The organism is Rhodococcus artemisiae (genome assembly GCF_036327795.1).
GTDB classification, from domain to species: domain Bacteria; phylum Actinomycetota; class Actinomycetes; order Mycobacteriales; family Mycobacteriaceae; genus Rhodococcus; species Rhodococcus artemisiae.
The window spans coordinates 37,262-53,433 of record NZ_JAUTXY010000018.1; the positions used below are offsets into that span (position 1 = coordinate 37,262).

The 16,172-nt window shown below is 65.5% G+C and carries 15 protein-coding genes; 12 read left to right on the top strand and 3 right to left on the bottom strand.

The window, feature by feature from the left end; all coding sequences use genetic code 11:
- The first annotated feature begins 165 nt into the window (after positions 1 to 165).
- The 4 genes from Q7514_RS28300 to Q7514_RS28315 all read left to right on the top strand — a co-directional run bounded on the left by Q7514_RS28300 (position 166) and on the right by Q7514_RS28315 (position 3,427).
- On the top strand, positions 166 to 1,350 hold the full coding sequence (locus Q7514_RS28300) for a hypothetical protein (RefSeq protein ID WP_330136587.1): 1,185 nt from the start codon (positions 166 to 168) through the stop codon (positions 1,348 to 1,350).
- 158 nt (positions 1,351 to 1,508) lie between these two features.
- Positions 1,509 to 1,976, top strand: a complete 468-nt coding sequence (locus Q7514_RS28305) for a hypothetical protein (protein ID WP_330136588.1) — start codon at positions 1,509 to 1,511, stop codon at positions 1,974 to 1,976.
- Positions 1,977 to 2,349: 373 nt separating this feature from the next.
- Positions 2,350 to 2,622 carry a hypothetical protein gene (locus Q7514_RS28310; protein WP_330136589.1) on the top strand — a complete coding sequence of 91 codons (273 nt, stop codon included), beginning with the start codon at positions 2,350 to 2,352 and terminating at the stop codon, positions 2,620 to 2,622.
- Between the two features lie 49 nt (positions 2,623 to 2,671).
- A complete protein-coding gene (locus tag Q7514_RS28315; protein ID WP_330136590.1) occupies positions 2,672 to 3,427 on the top strand; it encodes a hypothetical protein in 756 nt (251 codons plus the stop codon).
- A gap of 5 nt (positions 3,428 to 3,432) precedes the next feature.
- Here Q7514_RS28315 and Q7514_RS28320 read toward each other — a convergent pair whose 3' ends face one another.
- Both Q7514_RS28320 and Q7514_RS28325 read right to left on the bottom strand, forming a co-directional pair.
- Entirely contained in the window at positions 3,433 to 3,852 is a 420-nt protein-coding gene (locus Q7514_RS28320) for a CoA-binding protein (RefSeq protein WP_330136591.1), read from the bottom strand.
- Between the two features lie 35 nt (positions 3,853 to 3,887).
- Entirely contained in the window at positions 3,888 to 4,727 is an 840-nt protein-coding gene (locus Q7514_RS28325) for a hypothetical protein (protein ID WP_330136592.1), read from the bottom strand.
- Between the two features lie 121 nt (positions 4,728 to 4,848).
- Here Q7514_RS28325 and Q7514_RS28330 point away from each other — a divergent pair, with 121 nt between their 5' ends.
- The gene (locus tag Q7514_RS28330; RefSeq protein WP_330136593.1) at positions 4,849 to 5,832 is read left to right on the top strand and encodes a TauD/TfdA dioxygenase family protein; all 984 of its coding nucleotides are present in this window, start codon (positions 4,849 to 4,851) and stop codon (positions 5,830 to 5,832) included.
- An 887-nt stretch (positions 5,833 to 6,719) separates the two neighbouring features.
- Positions 6,720 to 8,474 (top strand): aa3-type cytochrome oxidase subunit I, encoded by a 1,755-nt coding sequence (gene ctaD / locus Q7514_RS28335; RefSeq protein ID WP_330136594.1) that lies wholly within the window; start codon positions 6,720 to 6,722, stop codon positions 8,472 to 8,474.
- A gap of 17 nt (positions 8,475 to 8,491) precedes the next feature.
- On the opposite strand, the gene Q7514_RS28340 is transcribed toward ctaD, so the two are convergent.
- Positions 8,492 to 9,175, bottom strand: coding sequence for a TetR/AcrR family transcriptional regulator (locus Q7514_RS28340; protein ID WP_330136595.1), 684 nt, complete (start codon positions 9,173 to 9,175; stop codon positions 8,492 to 8,494).
- A 176-nt stretch (positions 9,176 to 9,351) separates the two neighbouring features.
- On the opposite strand from Q7514_RS28340, the gene Q7514_RS28345 reads away from it, so the two are divergent.
- Genes Q7514_RS28345 through Q7514_RS28370 form a run of 6 tightly spaced genes read left to right on the top strand, consistent with a single transcriptional unit; the run spans position 9,352 to position 16,137 of the window.
- On the top strand, positions 9,352 to 10,194 hold the full coding sequence (locus Q7514_RS28345) for an urea amidolyase associated protein UAAP1 (protein WP_330136596.1): 843 nt from the start codon (positions 9,352 to 9,354) through the stop codon (positions 10,192 to 10,194).
- A 3-nt stretch (positions 10,195 to 10,197) separates the two neighbouring features.
- Positions 10,198 to 10,848, top strand: coding sequence for an urea amidolyase associated protein UAAP2 (locus tag Q7514_RS28350; RefSeq protein WP_330136597.1), 651 nt, complete (start codon positions 10,198 to 10,200; stop codon positions 10,846 to 10,848).
- Positions 10,849 to 10,855: 7 nt separating this feature from the next.
- Positions 10,856 to 12,826, top strand: a complete 1,971-nt coding sequence (locus Q7514_RS28355; protein ID WP_330136598.1) for a 5-oxoprolinase/urea amidolyase family protein — start codon at positions 10,856 to 10,858, stop codon at positions 12,824 to 12,826.
- Positions 12,823 to 13,614: a hypothetical protein gene (locus tag Q7514_RS28360; protein ID WP_330136599.1), complete on the top strand. Its 792-nt coding sequence runs from the start codon at positions 12,823 to 12,825 to the stop codon at positions 13,612 to 13,614. The genes Q7514_RS28355 and Q7514_RS28360 overlap by 4 nt, the downstream gene beginning before the upstream one ends.
- On the top strand, positions 13,611 to 14,639 hold the full coding sequence (locus tag Q7514_RS28365) for an isopenicillin N synthase family dioxygenase (RefSeq protein WP_330136600.1): 1,029 nt from the start codon (positions 13,611 to 13,613) through the stop codon (positions 14,637 to 14,639). Before Q7514_RS28360 ends, Q7514_RS28365 begins: the two co-directional genes overlap by 4 nt.
- A gap of 19 nt (positions 14,640 to 14,658) precedes the next feature.
- Positions 14,659 to 16,137, top strand: coding sequence for a sodium:solute symporter family protein (locus Q7514_RS28370; RefSeq protein ID WP_330136601.1), 1,479 nt, complete (start codon positions 14,659 to 14,661; stop codon positions 16,135 to 16,137).
- Positions 16,138 to 16,172: the final 35 nt, after the last annotated feature.

The following is a 16,172-nucleotide window of genomic DNA, read 5'->3' on the forward strand; positions in this document are numbered from 1 at the left end:
TCCATCACCGCAGATCATCGGCACCTTCGGTGGGGTGGTGCGGCTGTAGGTCCCTTCCTGCCCGGCTGCGCGGGCACCCTGGGTCGAAACTGGGGACACCGCTGTACCGGCCGATGTCGGTGAACTCTGGAACAGTGGAGGTCGACAGTCTCCGAGGAGGTCACAATGACCGAGCCCGACCGGTCGAGAGTTCCCGTGGAGTTCGCGACCCGACTCGAACGCCGCGAGCGCATCGCCGCCCAGGTTCGACGCTGGTGCGAACAGTGCCGCATCGACGGCCACCACGACCCGTTGTCCGATGACGCCGCTATCGCGATCGCGACCGGCTATCTCGATGAGCCCGCCAGATCGGTCCTCGCCGCCCGTCGGGGCCTCGCGAGGCGAATCCCTGATGTGGGCGGGTTCGGAGAGCTTCGGCGCCTGACCGACGAGCGGGAGAGGTTTGCCGCTCGTGCCGCGGCGCAGCGTCCCGGTGTGTCCCGGTTGATGCTCGAGCATCGGGCGGGTGAGATCGACAAGCGAATCCGGTCGGCGCGGCAATCGATAGTGCATTCCCCGGCGCACTACGCGCAGGGGGTGCGCGCCGTGCGTCGTGAACGCCGCGACGGCATCCACCTCGAACTCGAGCAGCGTGAGGCGTTGTTCCGGGCGTTGCAGCGCACGCCCGCTCCGATGCCGGTCGCTGCGGTGGATCGCGCCCGCGACACAGTGCTGGGTATCGCGAGCGACCGAGTGGGGCGGTGGTCCGAGCGCACGCCCGTGGCCGACGCGGGACGGCGCGCCGCCGAGGTGCTTGCCCGGCAAGCCCCGAGCGAGGCCGATCGCTTCGTCGATCGCTACGACACTCTGCTGTTTCTCGCGGGGACCTTGTTCGACCGGATCGACTCGTCGCCGGCATGGCATTCCGAATACCTCACCGTGCAGCGATCGCAACTGAACCTCACCGACGAACTCATTCAGATCGCCACCGACGCGATCGCGCTGCGGGGTCTGCGTGCCGAGCTGGACGATGCGATCAGCACCGCGCCTGCGGCCCGGGCGGGGCTCGAGTCCCGGATCGCGGCGCTGGACCCGGTCTGGGAACAGCTTCTGGACCGGGTCGCGGCTCTCGCTCGTATCGGTGAGCTTCTCCGATACGCAGACGGTCGGATGGCCATGGTGGACGTTGCGCAACGTGCGGCAAGTCTCGACGAGCGGATCGACGACCTCATCGGGCGCTCCGGCGCGCGCGAGCTCTCGACCGACAACACCAATTTCGTCGGCGATCAATTCGGTGGTGCCGCGGAGTCGATAGGCGTGCTGCAATCCGCGCTTCTCGGCGACATTGCGGAGCTGACGGCAAAGGACTGACGTCGGGATTTGTGAATGGACACAAGGCCGAATTGTGTGTCGCGTATAGGTCCGATTCGGCTTCGATAATAGTGAGCTGTGCCACTGATCAACTGGTTGTTCGGTGTTAGCGTCCGTCGCGTTCGGGTGGGGGGACAAAAGTGACGCGAGGGGCAGAAGTGACATTTCGCAGGGGACTGAAATCCGCCGCACTCGGTGGTGTGGCTGCGCTGATATTGGTGGGTTGCGGCTCCGGAGGCGCTGTGACCGTGGTCGATGATCCGAAATTGGAATCGGAGTTCGACACCGTTCTCACGACGGGGCAGCAGCGGAGCCTCGGTGAGATCACAGAGGCAGGTGGGCTCGACAGCGACTCGTGGGACCGGATGTATTACTTCAGTGCGCCGCTCCTCATGAGCGAGATCAATCGTTCGCTCGGTACCGAGGGTGTCGTGTGGGAAGGGCTCCCCGGCGACGAGGCGAAAGGCATTCTTGTGTTCACCTCGGGTGGGGACGTCGTCACTGCCGTGATCGACCACAAGCCGGCGGTGTTGCTGTCGGGATACGCGACCGCAGACTCGATGGTGGGTCCTGACCAGGCAATCGCGGACTACGAACGCGTCGCAGTGGAGTCGCGGGGGCACTGAGCTGGTCCCGCGTCGCCTTTGTCTGTATTCCGGTGTAGTTTGCTGCAGCGACGTGCGGCAATTTTCCGGAGGAGTGCGCTGGTGGCGCGGGTGATCGCGACAATCGATCTCGAGGGTGGCGTCGGCAAGACCACGACTACGGCCGCTCTGGGTGAGTTCGTGGCCGCATCGCCACGTCGTCCCCGCGTGGATTCCCGAAGCGAACCAGATCGCAGCATAGGCAGAGTTCGTTCCGTACGGCACTCTCGAACGCAAATGCGGTGGTGCAGGACAGTTCGATGCCCTGCGCATGCTCACCGAGACGATTCTGATGAATGCGCAGGTGTATCTGTGAGCACGGGTCGTCTCGACGGCAGCCCTGGTTCCGACCACGGTGCGTCCGACTCCGGCCCGGAAATTCCCGGCTCGGCGTGCCGAGCGTGCGCCCGGCCCGTTCGACCCGTTCGAGGTGTTCCGTGACGGGGGAGAATCGGGTCTGCGCGACAAGCTCGCCTTGCTCGATGTCGACCGGTTGAAAGACATCATCGCCGAGCACGCGATGGACTGCGGCAAGCTCGCGATGCGCTGGCGTACCCCGTCCAAGCTGCAAGAACGCATCGTCGATCGTGTCAAGGCGTTGTCCACCAAGGGCGATGCCTTTCGGTAACCGGTACGGGGACTATCCGGCATCCGGTATGTAACCGTATGGTTGGCCCATGGAAGAGTCAGCCGACAGGGGCGTCCGGGCGTTCGTCACCGATGTCGTTCAGCGAGGCGGAAGTGCGACACAGCTGAAGGGCTCTCGTTCTGTGCGGGTCAAGGGGGTGGACGGGCGCAGTTGCGTCGTCCGGGTGCGGTCGACCACCAGAGGTCAGTGGATGGCGCGCCGGCAGGACGGCACACCGGGCAGCGATCCCACGGGGTCGTCGTACTGGGTGTTCGTGGATCTGGGCAAGGAATGTCCCGAGTTCTACATGGTCGAATCCGACGAGGTGGAATCGGGGATCGCGGCAGACGTCGAACTGTGGCTCGCCGAACGTCCCGGTCGTGTACCCACCGGTAGTCATCCGATTCCGATGAGCAGTATCGTGCACGGGCATGACCGGTGGGATCTGCTCAACCTCAACCGAGTTCGCGATTCCCGTCATAGCAGGGAAGTGTTGCGGCCGCGAACCAGGCCCGCGAAGGCGATCACGCCGGCGGTCGAACCCGAATTCGTCGACCCCAGAACGGCGATCGTAGCGGACTTCGGCGGATATCGGATCCACGCGCGCTTCGACCAGGAGAACAGCAACGTCGAGATCACCCGTGGCCCGATGGAAGGCCGCCGATTCAGCCATCCCACCACCGCGGCGAACGCCGTCACGAAGTTCGTCAGCGACGACGACGCCGAATATGATGGCTGGACCTTCTGGCGTCTCGACGACCAGACGGGTGATCCCCTCGGAAAGCGCCTGTCGCACAGCGGATAAGCGACTCAGTTCTTGCGCTGCATTCCCCACTCGATGGCGGGGCAGGTGTCCATGACCATCGCAACCCCGGCGTCGGTCGTCCGCGCGAAGGCGTCCTCGTCGATCACGCCGAGCTGGAACCACACTCCCTTCGCGCCGATCCTCACGGCCTGATCGGCGAACTCGCCTGCGGCGTCGGACCGGCGGAACACATCGACGACGTCGATGGGGAACGGTACGTCGGCGAGGGTCGCGAAGCCCTGTTCACCGAAGACCGTCGGAGCTTTCGGGTGGATGGGCACCACCCGCTTCCCGCGCTCGCGGAGCAGCTTGGCGATGCGGTATGCGGTCCGGTTGGGGTCGCCCGAGAGGCCGACCACTGCCCATGTCGCGCAGTCGTCGAGCATGAGGGACACGGAGTCCGGGTTCTGCCATGCGGTGCTCATGTTCTCCACGGTACGTACGGGTCGCGGAGTAGGAGTCACACTCCGCAGAATGCTGCGGTCTGCTGTGGGGGAACCGCGTCGAGCAGTGCTTGCGCGGGCGCACTCAGAGCCGGGTCATCGGCGAGCCACGCGACGGCCGGACAGTCTGCGAGCCGGTATCCGCGGTCGGAGGGGGAAGGCTCACCTTCGGTGAACGCGCCGAGGACGTCAGCCGTGAACCGGCTCGCCGACCCAAATGCCGACGCGGCGACGGAGAAATCGGACCCGAACGACGCCGACGCGTGAAACGAGCGGTCGTCGCTCCAACCCCACTTGGTACCGATCACCCCGGCGAGCAACGCGGTGCCGAAGTTCTGCGGGTAACCGTCGGCCGCGGTCTCGTGGGCGGAGGCCATCGCGGCGAGTACGGGGGAGCCCGGGTCGGTGCGCTTCTTCGCTTCGAGGTAGGTCACCATGTCGTGCGTCGACGTGGTTCCGAACCCCCAGTACCCGGGCACATGGGTGTCGACGAGACCGAACTCGGCGACCGTCGTCGAGATCGCCTGCGGGTATTTCGCATGCAGCCGGTCGGCGAGGGCATCGTCCGACGCGCGGATCATCTCGACGGCGTCGGCTCGATCGGTCGGATCGCCGTGCCGAACAACATATTCGGCGAGGTACAGCTTGACGATGGAGACCCCGGCACGCGACTCGTGCTCGTTCGCAGTACCTGCGCGCGTACCGGACGGCGTGTGTGCGAACGAAATCTGTGTGGAGTTCGGCGCCACGATGGCGCCGTTGCCGTCGACGATGGGAGCGGGCGCCGCTGTCGCCGTCCCCGCTGAGGCCAGGGCGACGGCGGCTGCTGCGAGGAGAACTCTCGCCGAAGTTCGCATGGGCACTGATGCTACCGGGTGTCGGCGGCGGGTTCGGATCCCCGTGAGCCGAACGGTCGACGCGTCGCGGTCGCGTTGGAAAGCTGCGTGCAGGCAATGAACGACGACCCAGGAGCCTCACATGACCCTCAGCGAACTCGAGCGCCCGGTAGCAACTGCGGAGGAGATCTACCGCGCCGGAGGAATCGTGGTCACCAAGCTCGGCGAGAACATCGGCGCCCGGATCGATGGGGTGAAGCTGTCCGGCGATCTGTCTTCCGAGACCGTCGATGCCATCCGATACGCGCTGGCCGTGAACAAGGCGATCGTCTTCCAGGGGCAGGAGCATCTCGACGATGAGGGCCAGTGGGCGTTCGCGGGTCTCCTCGGTCAGCAGACGCAGTCGCACCCGACGGTGCATTCGAAGGGGAAGCGCCTGCTTCCGATCGAGGGCGCCGCGAACAGCTGGCATACCGATGTCAGCTTCGTCGACCGCATTCCGAAGGCGTCGATCCTGCGAGCCGTGACCCTCCCGCCGTACGGGGGCGCGACCACATGGGCGTCGACGACCGCGGCCTACAACCAGCTTCCGGATGCGTTGAAGTCGTTGGTCGACAACCTGTGGGCACTGCACACGAACCTGTACGACTACGCGGAGAAACTGGATGCCGGAAGCAACGATCCCGCGCTCACCGACGAACGCAAGCAATATCAGGACGAGTTCCGCCGCAACACCTACGAAACGATCCATCCCGTCGTCCGTGTTCATCCGCAGACGGGGGAGCGTACCTTGCTCCTCGGGCACTTCGTCAAGGAATTCGTGGGGTTGAAGTCGTCCGAGACGACCGCGCTCCTGCAGCTCTTGCAGGCGCGAGTCACCAAGCTCGAGAACACCTTCCGCTGGGCCTGGTCGCCGGGTGATGTGGCCATCTGGGACAATCGCGCCACCCAGCACTACGGGATCGCCGACTTCGGCGACCACACCCGTCGCCTGCACCGGATCACGCTCGCGGGCGATCTGCCGGTAGGGGTCGACGGCACCGGGAGCCGCGTGGTGCAGGGGGACGCATCGGAGTACTCGGTGGTCGAGAGCCCGTCGCGCCTGCTCGGCTTCGAGAGCGCCTGACATCGGTGCCGGAAATGCTGGTCGGTGTACCGAAATATCGGACACCGACCAGCATTTCCGGCGTCTGCGGCAGCCTCCGAGGGCCGCTCCCGCCGGCCGCGGTGTCCTCGCGCGCCACATCGGCTCGACACTGGGCCCGGGGAACGCACTGAGTCACGTCTCGGCGGCGATTCTGCACGGCGCGCCCGTCTGGAATATTCCGCGTGCACGCGTGCACGTGTCGCGGGGATCCGACGAGGGGGCGCGACGAAGGACTCGGATACACACTTACACACTCATGTCGCGCAGTGGGCGAAAACAGACCTCACGATCGTCGATGGCGTACCGGTGACGTCGGTGGCTCGCACGATCTCGGACCTCGCGCGCTCCGTGCCGAAGCCGCAAGCAGTCGTCGTCGGCGATGCGCTGCTGCGTATCGACACCGAAGCTGCGTCGACACTGCCGGACGTGCACGAGCAGTCGTACGCTTCCTGGACACGCGGAGTGAGAGTGTCGGCGAGTCGTTGTCGCGGCTGCGGATCGATGAGGCGAGATTGCCTCGTCCGCAGCTACAGCACGAGATCGCTGCGCGCGACGGTCGACGCTATCGCCTCGATTTTCTCTGGGAAGACGACGGAATCGTCGGAGAATTCGACGTGTCGAGCGAGCGCAGGACCGTAGATGTCAGAAATGACGGTACGTGTCCGATATTTCGATACACCAACCAGCATTTCCGGCGCTCACGTCGGTAGCGGCAGGTGAGCCTGATTCCCGCAATCCACCGCCACCTGATCGGGCGAGGTCTACGCTCGGGGCTACCGGCCTGTCCCGGGAGACTCAGGCATGCGGAGGGCAGGTGCCGGTGGAATGCCGCACGTCGGCGCCGCGGTCGTCCGGGAGGTTCGTCCATGAATCCGGTGGTGGTGGAGGCCCGAGCAACAAGGCCTTATCCGGAACGACGCGCCCGCAAGGGAGCGGTGCTCTACAACCTCATCACGACGACCGACCCGAAAACGCTCGGGATCATGTACATCGTCACGGCGTTCGCCTTCTTCCTGGCGGGCGGGTTGATGGCGATGCTGATGCGCACCGAGCTCGCCGTGCCGGGGCTGCAGTTCCTGTCGACCGAGCAGTACAACCAGTTGTTCACCATGCACGGTGGCATCATGTTGCTGCTCTACGCGACACCCATCGTGTTCGGATTCGCCAATTACATCCTCCCGTTGCAGATCGGTGCGCCCGACGTGGCGTTCCCGCGTTTGAACGCGTTCAGCTACTGGCTCTTCCTCTTCGGTGCACTCGTGGTCCTGTTCGGTCTGATCACTCCCGGAGGCGGAGCCGATTTCGGGTGGACCTCGTACATGCCGCTCGCCAATGCGATCCACTCGCCCGGGATCGGTGCGAATCTGTGGTTCGCAGGTCTCGCGGTCACCGGCCTGGGCACCATCCTCGGCGGCGTCAACATGATCACCACCGTGGTGTGCATGCGTGCGCCCGGTATGACCATGTTCCGGATGCCGATCTTCACCTGGAACGTCTTCATCACGATGATCCTGATCCTGCTGGTGTTCCCCCTGCTGACCGCGGCGTTCATGGGAGGTCTTGCCGATCGGCTTCTCGGCGCCCACATCTACGACCCTGAGACCGGAGGAGTGCTGCTCTATCAGCATCTGTTCTGGTTCTTCGGGCATCCCGAGGTGTACGTCGTGGCTTTGCCGTTCTTCGGGATCGTGAGCGAGGTCTTCCCGGTCTTCAGCCGCAAACCGATCTTCGGATACTCGGGTCTGGTCTACGCGACCATCGCGATCGCCGCTCTGTCGGTTGCGGTGTGGGCGCACCACATGTACGCGACCGGTGCGGTGTTGCTGCCGTACTTCTCGTTCATGACCTTCCTCATTGCGGTGCCCACCGGGGTGAAGTTCTTCAACTGGATCGGCACGATGTGGCGAGGGCAGATCACGTTCGAGACCCCGATGCTGTTCGCCATCGGTTTTCTCATCACCTTCCTGTTCGGGGGTCTGACCGGGATCATCCTCGCCTCGCCGCCGCTGGACTTCCACGTCCACGACACCTACTTCGTGGTGGCCCACTTCCACTACGTCCTGTTCGGCACGATCGTCTTCGCTACCTACTCCGGGATCTACTTCTGGTTCCCGAAGATGACGGGCCGGTTGCTGGACGAACGTCTCGGCAAGTGGCACTTCTGGCTCACGTTCATCGGCTTCCACCTGACGTTCCTGGTTCAGCACTGGCTCGGCAACGAGGGGATGCCTCGCAGGTACGCCGACTACCTGCCGTCCGACGGTTTCACGACGCTCAACACGATCTCCACCATCGGCGCCTTCGTCCTCGGCGCGTCGACGTTGCCCTTCGTGTGGAACGTCTTCAAGAGTTACCGCTACGGGCAGGTCGTCACCGTCGACGATCCGTGGGGCTACGGTAATTCGCTCGAGTGGGCCACCACGTGCCCGCCGCCGCGTCACAACTTCACGGAACTACCGCGTATCCGGTCGGAGCGCCCCGCATTCGAGCTGCACTACCCGCACATGTCGGATCGGATGCGTGCCGAGTCCCACGTCGGTCCGGGTTCACGGAGGCACAATGCAGTTGTGGTCGAAGGCGCCGACCGCACGCCACCCGACACCTCGTACGACCGGCACTGACCTGTGCCTGAGCGCACCTATTCCTGAGCTCGCACTGCCCCGAGCGAGTCGTCCGCGACACCCACAACGAGAGCACGCGCCCGATCCACGACGTCCTCGGTGGGACGCCCGAGGACAGTGAGTGCCGCGGTCGCGAGGATCTCGGGGAGCTGCGCGTCGATCACCTGCTCGTCCATCTGCCGGTCTGCGCGGATATCGATGACCGACTCCACGAGCCGGAACGGCAGCTCGGCGCGCGGATCGCTGCCGCCGAGCACCTCGACGGCGAGATCGCGGTAGCGGCGCGCGAGACGAAGGCGGCCCTGCCGGAACGACTCGAACGGCTCGCTGCGAACTTCCGGCAGCATGTACAGCGCGCCGAGGTTCCACCGTCCCGCACACAACTGCGCGGCGTCGAACCACGTCAGCGCGCACAACAGCACCGCGGCGGGTTCGGAGTCGTCGAGGCTCTCGTCGAACTCGACGGTCGGAGCGATGGTGGCGTCGAGAAGAGTGGCGAGGATGTCGCTCTTCGTCGCGAAATGATTGTAGAGCGACGCCTGGCGGATGCCGACGGCGTCGGCGATCTGTCGCGTCGAGGTGGTCGCGAAACCGCGCGTGCTGAACAACTCTGCGGCAGCGTCGAGGATCTCTGCGCGGGCGGTGGTGCCCGGGCGTCGAGGGCTTGTCAGCCGGGGACGGCCTGGTCCTGCTCTGGTCACCTCACCACCTTGGCACATCGAGTTGTGTTGCTACCCAATCGCATCGATGTGTGAGCGTTACGTCATCAGTTGGAAACATCGGCCACACACTCGTTACGCCGGGGACATCCTCCGAAGATGCGCGCTCTGAAAACTGTCACTCGACAGTTACCCCGTCCGCCACGAATCGGAGCACCATGACCGAGACACTCGCGACAGCCACGACCCACGCCGCCAGAGAACACGCACGTTCCCAGGCCGGAACCGTCACCGACGGCATGCCGATCGTGCCGGCGTCGGCGTGGCCCACACCGCCCAACGGTCGGTGTGTGTCGATGACCTGGGCCGAGACGGTGCCGGGCGGCCGCTACACCAGTAAGGTCCTCGCGCGCGGCACTCGCCTGCGTCTACGCGATCTCGACGGCGCCGCGTGCGCACACCTTCTCCTGTTCCGTGCCGATGCCACGCACGAGCGGCTCAACGTCGCCGACACCGTCAAGGTGCCATGGCAGGCCTACCTCGGCGTCGGGCACCCACTGCTCTCGGATCAGGGACGTGTACTCGCGACCGTCGTCGCCGACACCTCGCGCCACCACGACGCTCTGTGCGGCACGAGCCACGCGGCAGGAAACACCGCGCGATACGGCGCCGGTGCGCTGCATTCGTCGTCCCCTGCGGGACGTGAACTGTTCAAGGTCGCCGCCGCCAAGCACGATCTGCAGCCCCGCGACCTCCCGCCGTCACTGTCGTTCTTCCACGGCATCCGCGTCGAGGACGACGGCGCGCTCACCAGCACCGGAACCGCCGGCGCCGGTGCGTATGTGGATCTGCTCGTCCACCTCCCCGTCATCGTGCTCATCGCCAATACCGCGCACCCTCTCGACCCGGACCGCGAGTTCGTCACGACCCCACTCGAAGTAACCGCGTGGCGCGCCCCAGGTGAACTCGATTCGGTCGATACCGCCGAACCCGAGTACCACCGCGCGGTGCTCAACACCGAAGATGCCTGGGCTGCTGCCGAATCCGGAATGGAGAACTGACCCATGACCGCCACCCTCGATACTGCTGCACTCGTCCCCGGAACCGTCGTGCTCGACGAGAGCGTCGAACTCCGCGGACCCTGGTCGGCGGTCGTCGCTGCCGGCGACGTCCTGACCATCGTCGACCTCCACGGCAACCAGGCCGTCGACACCCTGATCTACGACGCCCACGACACCGCTTCCCGCTACAGCTCCGCCACAACCGTTGCAGGACAGGGAAACCTGTTCCTCACCACCGGTTCGGTACTGCGCGACTCCGACGGCGAACCCCTCATGACGTTGGTCGGCGACGAGGTCGGCAACCACGACACCGTCGGCGGTGCCTGCTCGCAGGAATCCAACACCCTCCGCTACGGGCACCACACCAAACACCAGCACGCATGCGTCGAGAACTTCCTGATCGAAGGTGCCGAGTGGGGCCTCGGCAAGCGGGATCTGGTCTCCAACATCAACTTCTTCATGAACGTGCCCGTCGAGGCCGACGGCACCCTCGGCATCGTCGACGGGCTGTCCGCACCCGGCAAGCGTCTCGCCATCCGGGCCGACCGCGACGTGCTGGTGCTCGTCTCCAACTGCCCGCAGATAAACAACCCGTGCAACGGTTTCGATCCCACACCCGTGCGGATGATCGTCACGCGCCCACAGGAGGTGTGAGTTCGCCATGACCACGAAGATCACCGTCGAACGCCCGGGAATGCTCACCACCGTCCAGGACTACCCGGGTCGCGCCGGTTACTGGCAGATCGGTGTGCCGCCGTCCGGACCGATGGACGACCTGTCGTTCCGCCTCGGCAACACCGCTCTCGGGAACGACGAGGGCACATCCGGCCTCGAATCCGCAATGGTCGGTCCGGCCCTGCGATTCACCGAGGACACCGTGGTGTGCGTGACGGGCGCCCCGGTCACGGTGCGCATCGACGGTGAGATCGTGCCGCAGTGGCGGCCCGTCACGGTCCCGGCGGGCGGACTACTCGACGTCGGAACGATCGAGGGGCCTGGCCTGCGTGTCTACGTATTGGTGGCCGGCGGCCTCGATGTCCCCGAATTCCTGGGCAGCACAGCAACCTTCACACTCGGGACATTCGGTGGTCACGAGGGTCGCGCACTCCGCGACGGAGACGTGCTGGTCGTCGGCGACATCCCGTCGGGACAGAGCGCTGCAGTGCCCTCCGAGCACATCCCCGCCCTCACGACGCACTGGCGGATCGCCGTCACCGAGGGACCGCACGGCGCACCCGAGTTCTTCACCCGCGCCGACATCGACACCCTCTACGCCACCGACTACGAGGTGCACTTCAACTCCGACCGCACCGGCGTCCGGCTCGTCGGCCCGGTACCGGAATGGGCCCGCACCGACGGCGGCGAGGCCGGACTGCACCCCTCGAACATCCACGACAACGCCTACTCTGTCGGTGCACTGGACTTCACCGGCGACACCCCGATCCTCCTCGGACCCGACGGCCCGAGCCTCGGCGGCTTCGTGTGCCCGGCGACCGTGGCGTCCGCCGACCGTTGGAAGCTCGGTCAGCTCGCCCCCGGCAACACGATCCGGTTCGTGCCGGTGCGGGCGGAGCACGTCGCATCCCGCCGTGCACTCGGAACCGCGCGTCGCGCAGGGTTGTCGCTGGTCACCTCCAACGGCGGAGATGGCGACGACGGCGTCCTCGCCCGCCGCGACGGCCACACCGCCGTCACCTACCGGCGCAGCGGCGACGACAACGTGCTCGTCGAATACGGCGACATGACCCTCGACCTGGGTCTGCGTGCCCGCATCCACGCGCTGCACCAGCAGCTCGACGCCGACCGCCCACGCGGCCTGCTCGAACTCACTCCGGGCATCCGATCGCTGCAGGTCAAGGTCGACCCCGACGTGCTGCCCGTGAAGACATTGCTCGGGCACCTCGCGGACGTCGAGGACACCCTCGGCGACAGCGAGGAACTCGAGGTTCCCAGCCGGCACGTGCGGCTGCCGCTGTCGTGGGATGATCCTGCGACGCGCGAAGCCATCCAGCGCTACATGCACGGGGTGCGTTCCGATGCACCGTGGTGCCCGTGGAACATCGAGTTCATCCGCCGCATGAACGGCCTCGACGCCGTCGCCGACGTGTTCGACACCGTCTTCGCCGCCGAGTACATGGTGCTCGGGCTCGGCGACGTCTATCTCGGTGCGCCGGTCGCGACCCCGCTCGACCCGAGGCACCGACTTGTCACCACGAAGTACAACCCCGCACGCACCTGGACTCCGGAGAATGCGGTCGGGATCGGCGGCGCATATCTGTGCATCTACGGAATGGAAGGCCCGGGCGGCTACCAGTTCGTCGGACGCACCACACAGGTGTGGAACCACCGGCATCCACAACAGGCAGGTCCGTTCGAGGACGGCACACCGTGGCTTCTGCGCTTCTTCGACCGGATCTCCTGGTACCCCGTCGATCCAGAGGAACTGCTCGACCTGCGCGCCGACCTCGCCGCCGGTCGCGGTGGGGGAGTGGAGATCACCGACGGCACATTCTCTCTCGCCGAACACCGGAAGTTCCTGGTGGACAACACCGAATCGATCGACGCCTTCCAGCGAATCCAGTCCGTGGCGTTCGCGCAGGAGCGTGCACGGTGGAAGGAAGGCGGCGCGTGACGGTCGCTACGTCGCTCTCGGGAACCCGTTTCGAGCGCACCCTGCTGAGCAGACCGGAGCATCCGGACGACACGACGACTCGTGTCACCTGGCTGCAGGGACGCGCACTGTACTGCGATCTTCGACAGCCCGCCGCGCTACCGAAGATCGAGGCACCCGCGCTTCGTGCCCTGGGTATCGGAGACCTGCTCGTGCTGGCTGATCAGGACGGATTCGCCGGCCCGCTGTTCGACAACAGCGACCACGTCGAATGGGGCCGCACAGTCGCGCTGCACCCGGCAGGCCCGACACCGGACGCGGGCGCTCTGAATGCACTCGATCACGGCACCCTCGTCGAGCAAGGCATATTCGAGGACTACATCGAACACTGGCGGATCGCCGCAACCTCACCGGACATCGACGAGTACCTGCTCGAGGACCTCGACACCGGTGCACCCGGAGTCGTCGTGCGCGTGGGCGGCGACTTCGCATTCGCCCGGGGCCGTACGCACGTGCTCGACAGTCCACCGCTCGACAGTCCACTGCACGAACAGATCCGCGGAGCCGCGAGCCTACGCGCGGCACAAGAGCTCTTCGACTGTGAGATCGCGCTCGGCGTTGTGCGCGACGAGCAGTGGATCATCACCGCCTCCAGCCTCCCGTATCGGGTCGGTGCACACCTGAATCCGGTGTTCGGCGACCGGATCGGCACTCGCGACCACGACCTCGACGGGAATCCCGTCGTGCGGAACTGGCAGCGACTCGACCTCGACGCAGGCTCCGGCGCAGACCTCAGGAGAATCCCGTGACCTTCACCAGTATTCCGGTCATCGACGTCACCGCTCTCATCGTCGGCGCAGATGAACGCGACGCCGTCGTCGACGAACTCGGCCGAGCAGCCCGCGAGGTGGGCTTCGCTCAGATCATCGGTCACGGAATCGATCGCACCCTGATCGACGAGCTGAAGGGCGCAGCCGAGCGATTCTTCGCGGAATCGGACGACACGAAAATGTCCGTGTACATCGGTAATTCCACCAATCATCGTGGATATGTCCCGGCAGGGGAGGAGGTGTTCGCGGGTGCCACCCCCGACCACAAAGAGGCCTACGACCTCTCGATCGATCTCCCGGCCGACGACCCGGATTATCTTGCGGGCAATCCGTTGCTCGGACCCAACCAGTGGCCCACACTCGACAACTTCGCCGGCCCCGTCACCGCCTACTACGACGCGATCTTCGGTCTCGGCCGAGTCATCCTGCGCGCCTTCGCCGAAACTTTGGGTGAGCCGGCGGATCTCTTCGATCGATTTGTCACCACCCCACCCGCACAGCTGAGGATGATCCACTATCCGCACGACCCGAGTGCCGACGACCGGCCGGGTATCGGTGCCCACACCGACTACGAGGTGTTCACGCTCCTGCTGCCCACGGCGCCGGGACTCCAGGTCGTCAACGCTGAGGGCACCTGGATCGACGTTCCATACCGCGACGACGCATTCGTACTGAACATCGGTGACCTACTGGAGATTTGGACCAACGGGACATTTACAGCGACGTCACATCGGGTGCGTAAGGTAGCCGAAGAGCGTTACTCGTTCCCGCTCTTCTTCAATGTCGACTACGACACGTGGGTCGAACCCCTGGATCGATTCGTCGGTGAAGACGGTCCGCGGTACGACGGTGTACGAGCGGGCGAGCACCTGTTCGCGCAGACCGCCCAGAGTTTCGTCTATCTCCGTCGCCGTCTCGCTGATGGCGAGATCGCTCTTCCCGACAATGCACGCCCTCTCTACTCGCTCGGACGCGAAGCCCAACGCAGCGCTCCTGCCGTCTGACCCTCTCGATGGAGCTGTCATGATCATCACCGGTGTCGCCGTGTGCCTCGTAGTTCTGCTCGGGGCCGGTTTCTATTCCACTCGCAAAGTTCGCGGAGATACCGGGAACTTCCTCCTGGCCGGCCGCTCACTGGGCGCGCCCGTCATCGCGGTCCTGCTCATGTCGCAGGTCATCGACTCCAACGCGACCCTCGGCAGTGCAGACCTGTCCGCCGCATTCGGTTTCTGGGCCGGCGCTGCGATGCCACTGGGTATTGCAGTGAGCGTGCTCCTCGTGGGCCTGTTCTTCGCGAAGAAGCTACGCGCTACCGGAGTGGTGACCCTTCCCGAATACTTCGGGCAGAGGTTCGGGCGAAGCACCGAGATCACCGCGTCAGTCCTTACGGTGGTGAGCTTCGGGATCCTGCTCGCGGGCAACTTGGTCGCGCTGGGCTACCTGCTCGAATACTTCCTGGGCCTGAACTACACGATGGCAGTGCTGGTGATCATCCCGTTCGTGCTCGCCTACACCATGGCCGGTGGGATGTTCGCCAGCGTCTACACCGGCATGGTGCAGTTCGGCGTCATGGTCGTGGGGATCATCTCGCTCCTCCTGTGGGTCGCGGCCGGCCCCGGGTTCTCCAGCCCTGAGGGGCTCGGCATCGGAAATCTGGGTCAGCTCACCGATCCCGCGCAGGGCGCAGCGATCAACTGGGCGACGATCGTCGCGCTCGGCCTCGGCAACCTCGTCGCGATCGACCTGATGCAGCGCGTATTCTCCGCCAAGTCGCCGCATGCCGCACAGCGCGCCTGCTTCTCCGCAGCGACGGGCATCCTGCTGTTGTGCGTCCCGCTGTCGTTCGTTGCACTCGCCGCGGTCTCCATCGTGGGAGACAGCGCCGCCGATGCCCCTATCCTGTACGTGCTGCTCGGCGAGTACACGCCGCAGTGGCTGTCGATCCTCGTCCTGTCGGGTCTCGTCACTGCGTCGCTGACGACGATCAGCGGAATCCTGCTGTCCACCGCGACTGTGCTGGTGCGCAACATTTTCCGGGTCGGTGGTGAGCATGCCGCGATGTCGTCGGACGTCATGAAGGCGACTCGCTGGGCGATGCTCCCGATGGCGGCGCTCGGTGCGATCGTCGCACTGCGAGTCCCGCAGACCGGCATCCTGCTCACCCTCACCTTCGACCTGCTGCTCGCGTCGCTGGTGGTGCCGTTCATCCTGGGCCTGTTCTGGACGCGCGGTGACGGCGTTGCCGTCGCCGCCGCCGCGGTCGCCGGTATCGGGGTGCGCGTCGGGTTCTTCGTCCTCACGCCCACGATCTACGGCGTCGACAACACCCTGCTGTACATCCCGAACGATCTGGTGACGGCCGACGTCGACGGGTGGACGACGTTCCTCGCCGTGATCATCTCGCTCGTGATGTACGTCGGCGTGGCGCTGGTACGACGGCCGTCGCTGACGCCGATTCCCGCTGCAACCTCGGGCCCGGAGAAGGAACTGGTCGCGGCGTAGATGTAAACACCCGCGTGTGCGCAGGTCATGGTTGG

Bases quoted from the DNA above. Each gene is read 5' to 3' on its own strand.
- Q7514_RS28370 (WP_330136601.1), top strand. From the start codon at position 14,659: ATGATCATCACCGGTGTCGCCGTGTGCCTCGTAGTTCTGCTCGGGGCC.
- Q7514_RS28345 (WP_330136596.1), top strand. From the start codon at position 9,352: ATGACCGAGACACTCGCGACAGCCACGACCCACGCCGCCAGAGAACAC.
- Q7514_RS28300 (WP_330136587.1), top strand. From the start codon at position 166: ATGACCGAGCCCGACCGGTCGAGAGTTCCCGTGGAGTTCGCGACCCGA.
- Q7514_RS28315 (WP_330136590.1), top strand. From the start codon at position 2,672: ATGGAAGAGTCAGCCGACAGGGGCGTCCGGGCGTTCGTCACCGATGTC.
- Q7514_RS28320 (WP_330136591.1), bottom strand. From the start codon at position 3,852: ATGAGCACCGCATGGCAGAACCCGGACTCCGTGTCCCTCATGCTCGAC.
- Q7514_RS28325 (WP_330136592.1), bottom strand. From the start codon at position 4,727: ATGCGAACTTCGGCGAGAGTTCTCCTCGCAGCAGCCGCCGTCGCCCTG.
- ctaD (WP_330136594.1), top strand. From the start codon at position 6,720: ATGAATCCGGTGGTGGTGGAGGCCCGAGCAACAAGGCCTTATCCGGAA.
- Q7514_RS28330 (WP_330136593.1), top strand. From the start codon at position 4,849: ATGACCCTCAGCGAACTCGAGCGCCCGGTAGCAACTGCGGAGGAGATC.
- Q7514_RS28355 (WP_330136598.1), top strand. From the start codon at position 10,856: ATGACCACGAAGATCACCGTCGAACGCCCGGGAATGCTCACCACCGTC.
- Q7514_RS28350 (WP_330136597.1), top strand. From the start codon at position 10,198: ATGACCGCCACCCTCGATACTGCTGCACTCGTCCCCGGAACCGTCGTG.